The 4975-nt window shown below is 56.2% G+C and carries 4 protein-coding genes; 3 read left to right on the top strand and 1 reads right to left on the bottom strand.

From position 1 onward, the window contains the following. The 3 genes from A3754_RS19090 to A3754_RS19085 form a co-directional block, all read left to right on the top strand. A partial coding sequence (locus A3754_RS19090) for a cobyric acid synthase (RefSeq protein WP_063520964.1) occupies positions 1-1304 on the top strand: 1304 nt, incomplete at its 5' end. A 331-nt stretch (positions 1305-1635) separates the two neighbouring features. Continuing rightward, entirely contained in the window at positions 1636-1797 is a 162-nt protein-coding gene (locus tag A3754_RS28605) for a hypothetical protein (protein ID WP_231880695.1), read from the top strand. Positions 1798-1956: 159 nt separating this feature from the next. Continuing rightward, complete coding sequence (locus A3754_RS19085; RefSeq protein WP_231880694.1) at positions 1957-3702, top strand: alkyl/aryl-sulfatase; 1746 nt, start codon at positions 1957-1959, stop codon at positions 3700-3702. Positions 3703-3919: 217 nt separating this feature from the next. Here the strand turns inward: A3754_RS19085 and murI are convergent, their stop codons facing one another. Continuing rightward, positions 3920-4711: a glutamate racemase gene (gene murI / locus A3754_RS19080; protein WP_063520963.1), complete on the bottom strand. Its 792-nt coding sequence runs from the start codon at positions 4709-4711 to the stop codon at positions 3920-3922. Positions 4712-4975: the final 264 nt, after the last annotated feature.

Genomic DNA, 4975 nt, shown 5'->3' with positions numbered 1-4975 from the left:
ACGGTGGGGAGATTGGTCGTTCTACGGCCTTGCAGGCGCTGGCCTGTGGTGTTGAGCCGCACAGTGACATGAATCCGGTGTTGCTCAAGCCGCAAACAGATATGGGCGCGCAGGTGATTATTCGTGGCAAGGTGCTGGGCAATATGCAGGCGCTGGATTATCACGCCTACAAAAAGACCGCCAGTGAAGCGGTGCTGGCGGCCTGGCAGGCGCTCACTTCCCGCTACGATGTGGTCATCGTGGAAGGCGCAGGCAGCCCGGCGGAAATCAATCTGCGCGAGAATGATATTGCCAATATGGGCTTTGCCGAGATGGTGGATTGCCCGGTTATTCTGGTTGCCGATATCGATCGCGGCGGTGTCTTTGCCCATCTCACCGGTACGCTGGATTTGCTTTCCGACAGCGAACAGAAACGCACCCTGGGGTTTGTCATCAACCGTTTCCGTGGCGACCTTTCCTTGCTGCAGAGCGGGCTTGACTGGCTTGAAGATCGCACCGGTAAACCCGTGTTTGGCGTGCTGCCCTATCTGCATGGCCTTACCCTGGATGCGGAAGATGCGGTGGATGAGCAGGGCGAACACGAAAGCGATGCACTCAATGTGGTGGTGCCGCTGTTGCCGCGCATGAGCAACCATAACGATTTCGATCCCCTGCGACTGCATCCCAGTGTGAACCTGCGCTTCGTCAGGATGGGGGAAGCCTGGCCGCAGGCGGATCTGGTGATTCTCCCGGGCAGCAAGGCCACCCGTGCGGACCTGGCCTTCCTGCGCGAACAAGGCTGGGACAAGCAGATCGAAAAGCACTTGCGTTACGGCGGCAAGGTGCTGGGTATTTGCGGGGGATTTCAGATGCTCGGCGAGCGGATTGATGACCCTCAGGGGCTGGAGAGTCACCCCGGTAGCAGCCAGGGGCTGGGCTGGCTGGCCATGAGCACCGAGTTGATAGCGGGCAAACAGCTTGCCAACACAAAGGGGAAACTGCTGGCCTCAGATTCGCCTGTTCAAGGTTACGAGATTCATAACGGTATTACCCGCGGAGAGGCGCTGAGCCGCCCCATGCTGATGCTGGGTGACCGATACGATGGGGCCATGAGTGAGGATGGCCAGGTGATGGGGTGTTACCTGCACGGTTTGTTTGATTTGGCAGACAGTGGCAACGCCATCCTTGCCTGGGCCGGTCTGCACGATAATCGCGGCGTAGATTATGCCGCTCACCGGGAGCAGCAACTGGACCGGCTTGCCGATATGGTGGAGCGCCATATGGACATGACGATATTGCAGGAAAGCATCTCAAGGGCTGACTAGGCCCCCCCTCCCTCCTTCAGGCTGCAGACCTGACCATGAAGCCAGAGCATTACGCTCAAGCGGTTCGTCTTTTGCTTTTCGTGAACTGGCTCTCTGTGCAGGGCTATTCACGGTGTTTCACTGCATTGACATAAGCGTGCTGGATGCTGGGATCCTTGTTGCATACCTTCCCGCTAGCGCCGGTATTCCCTGGCTATCAGGCTGGCTGGAGGGCGCAGATAGTAAATCTTTACACCCTGAATACCTTTCGCGATGATGGATTTTCAGGTGGGCATAGGGGTACAGCTATTGCCGGACCTTGATCAAGGACTCTCCAACAAGGACTACTGTTATGAAAAGCGTACTGCTCTACTCCAGTCTCACAGCCTGCCTGATGCTTGCAGGCTGTGGTGATGAAGGCGAACAATCCGCCGGGCAACAGAAAGAGGCCGGCCAACCGGCGGTGGCGGAAAAAGCGCCGCAGAACAAGTCTGACAAGGCTACGGCAGAGTAAAGAAGGGCCCAAGCCCGCTGAAGCGGCCACCAAGGAAAGTAATCAGGCGCTGAAAGAGTACTTGCCGTTCTCGGATAACACGTCTTTCGAGCTGGCCCATAAGGGATTCATCGCGCCGCTTCCCAAGGAAATGATCAAGGGTGAAGAGGGCAATCCGGTATGGGTTGGGATCCGGCCAAGTATGATTTTATTGAGGAAGGCTCGGAAGCACCGGAAACAGTTAACCCGAGTCTGTGGCGCCAATCCCAGTTGTTGAATATTTCCGGGTTATTTGAAGTGACCGACGGGATTTATCAGGTTCGTAATCTCGACCTTTCCAACATGACGATTGTGGAAGGCGAGAAAGGCCTGACCATCATGGATCCGTTGGTGTCTGCAGAAACCGCCAAGGTGGCGCTGGACCTCTATTACGAGCATCGCCCGAAAAAACCGGTGGTCGCTGTGATTTATACCCACAGCCATGTGGATCACTATGGTGGCGTTCGTGGTGTGGTCGATGAAGCGGATGTCAACGCGGGCAAGGTGGACATCTATGCGCCGGTGGGCTTTCTGGATGCCGCTGTTGCCGAGAATGTGATGGCCGGTAATGTCATGAGTCGCCGCGCCAGTTACATGTATGGCAACCTGCTGCCGCCCAGCCCGCAAGGTCAAGTGGGCGCCGGGTTGGGGACCACCACCTCAGCCGGTACGGTTACTCTGATTCCTCCCACCAAAATCATTGAAAAGACCGGTGAAGTCCACAAGATTGACGGGCTGACGTATGAGTTTCTGAATGCGCCAGGTTCTGAGGCGCCGTCCGAGATGCTCTATTACATCAAGGAAAAGAAAGCGCTCAATACCGCTGAAGATTCGACTCATACGCTGCATAACACCTACTCGCTGCGTGGCGCCAAGATCCGCGATCCGCTGGCCTGGTCCAAGTATCTGAATCAGGCGCTGGACATGTGGGGTGATGAAGTGGAAGTGATGTACGCCATGCACCACTGGCCAGTGTGGGGAAAGGACAAGGTCAATGAGCATATCAGCACGCAGCGGGATATGTATCGCTTCATCAATGATGAAACCCTGCGCATGGCCAATCAGGGCTACACCATGTTGGAGATCGCAGAGCAAATCAAAGTGCCTGATGCCATCGCCAAGAACTTTTCCAACCGCGGTTATTACGGTTCCATCAGTCACAACGTGAAGGCTACTTATGTGATGTACTTGGGTTGGTTTATCGGCAACCCGGCGACCTTGCATGAACTGCCTCCGGCGGATTCAGCCGAGCGTTACGTGGAGATGATGGGGGGGGCGGATGCGTTGCTGGACAAGGCCCGTGACTACTTTGAAAAAGGGGAGTATCGCTGGGTGGCGGAAGTGGTCAATCATGCCGTCTTCGCCGATCCGGATAACCAGGAAGCCAAGAACCTGCAGGCTGACGCGCTGGAGCAGATGGGCTATCAGGCAGAAAGTGGTCCGTGGCGTAATTTCTACCTGAGCGGCGCCCAGGAACTGCGTAATGGTGTGGCGCAATTGCCGACGCCCAATACTGCCAGCCCGGATACCGTTCGTGCCATGGATGAGAGCCTGTTCTTCGACTTCCTTGGCGTCCGCCTGAACACCGAGAAGGCAGAGGGCAAGCACCTCAAGCTCAATTTCGTATTCACCGACAAGGACAAGTCCTTTGCGGTGGAAATGGTGCACGGTGTGCTGAACCACAGTGAGGGGCGTCTGTTTGACGATGCCGATGCCACCATCAACATGACCCGCGATACTCTCAATGGATTCATGCTCCAGGAGATCACCCTGGAAAAGGCCATTGAAGACGGCAAGGTGACAGTCGAAGGGGACCAGGACAAGCTCACCGAGTTGGTGTCCTGTCTGGATGACTTCGAGTTCTGGTTCAATATCGTAACGCCATAGCGATGATTGAGAACGTGCAAAAGACATGCGCGTGAAGTAACAGAAATGCCCGATTCCGTGTCACCGGAGTCGGGCATTTTTATATGTAGCGAAAACGGGAATGCGTTGTTCTGTTCCTGCCTGCCTATATCCGTAAAGAAAATGGTGGAACACTGGAAGCATTTCGCCGGTCTTCACAAGGTGATTGCCGTCGATCGCAGAGGCTGTTTGATGTGCCCTAGCGCATGGGGTGGACGGTGACTCGTTCGCCCCAGAGTTCAGAGAGCTGCCGGTGAGCCAGGGACGGTTCGGCGCTGCTCCAGAACGTGGCGCTGCCTGCTTGCGGGCTATCGGATAGCAAATTGTGCATCTGCAGTCGCCGCACGGTTTCGCGGGCGACTGCCATATCGGTATTAACTACTTCCACGTGGGCTCCCGCTGCCCGGCGAATCAGCGGCGCCAGAAACGCATAGTGGGTGCAGCCCAGGACGATATGATCCGCCCCTTTTTGGATCAGTGGCTGTACATAGCGGGCGACCAGGGTTTGGGTCGCTTCGCTGTCCAGCTCCAGCGCTTCGATCTGTTCAACCAGCCCGGGACAGGGCTGGATTTCCACGCGCACGTTTTCCGAGAACAGCCGGCTCAGGTTGTTAAAGGATTCGCTTTTCAGTGTCTGGCTAGTGGCCAGTACGCCAATAACCCCACTTTTACTTTGCAGGGCGGCGGGTTTGATACCTGGCTCGACGCCGATGATGGGCAAGGTGTAATCGGCCCGCAGTTGCCGGATGGCAGAGACGGTAGCGGTATTGCAGGCGACCACGATAGCTTTCGCCTCGTTTTCCATAAGAAACCGGGTAATGGCATCGGATCGCTGCTGAATATAGTGCTCTGATTTTTCGCCGTAGGGCGCGTGGATGGAGTCCGCCACGTAGAGCAGGTTTTCGTTGGGCAACAGCTCACGAATGCGGCGGGCGATAGACAAGCCGCCGATGCCGGAATCAAAAATGCCAATGGGGCCGGGGTGGGTCATACGACTATTCGGATGGAAACGAAGGCCCAAGGATATACCAAGACGGACAGGTATAGGAGAGTGCGCCGAAGTCAGCCTTTTCGTGAAGTGAGCTTCTCTATGCGCGCAGGCGTGAGGCGTGTTGCGTGGAGGCTGTTGCAGCCGCAGAGCGGCATAAAAAAGGTTCTTCGCGGATTTAGAGTGAAGAACAGGCTACTCGACGTTTGATGGGTTTATCCCGAATACCCGGCACTTTGCCAAACGCTCGACGCCGGATGCCTGACG

The sequence above is a fragment of the Alcanivorax sp. HI0083 genome (assembly GCF_001635175.1).
This window is presented reverse-complemented; position numbering and strand designations above follow the sequence as displayed.